The sequence below is a fragment of the Psychrobacter sp. 1U2 genome (genome assembly GCF_051847575.1).
Map to the genome: position 1 here is coordinate 1 of NZ_JBPYDC010001386.1, position 612 is coordinate 612.

The 612-nt window shown below is 43.0% G+C and carries 1 pseudogene; it reads left to right on the forward strand.

Features of this window, described 5'->3' with window-relative positions:
* Positions 1–371 (forward strand): annotated as a pseudogene (locus ACS8FD_RS22235) (phosphate ABC transporter ATP-binding protein); the annotation flags it as partial.
* Positions 372–612 lie beyond the last annotated feature (241 nt).

Consider the following 612-nt stretch of genomic DNA (forward strand, 5'->3'; position numbering starts at 1 on the left):
AAAAATCGGCATTATGGCCAGAAGTAAAAGACAAGCTCAAAGCTTCAGGCTTGTCTTTATCAGGCGGACAGCAGCAACGACTGTGTATCGCTCGTAGTGTCGCTACCAAGCCTGAAGTGCTGTTACTTGATGAGCCAACCTCTGCACTTGACCCACTCTAGACAGGCGCCATTGAGGATTTGATTGAAGACCTAAAAAACGACTACACCATTGCCATCGTTACTCATAACATGCAACAGGCTGCGCGAGTGTCAGACTATACAGTCTATATGTATTTGGGCGATATGATTGAGATGGGCGAGACGGACCAAGTATTTACCACGCCTACGCAAAAAGCGACGGAAGACTACATTACTGGTCGTTATGGTTAACGCTGTGCAAATTAAAAGTACAGCAGACTAAAGCTATTTACACAAATTAAAAAACATATCTCGTTATAGTCGTTTCATTTTAAAAAGATATATGTACTGCTGGGGTGAATTTTGCGAAGCATCTGTCTGGCCTGCGCACAGCAAGCGAGGAAAATTTATCCCAGCAGCACGCCATTAACAGTGCCCTTCTTTTAGGTTGAACTGACTACACTAAAATACAGATATTTAGGAAATACCTCTT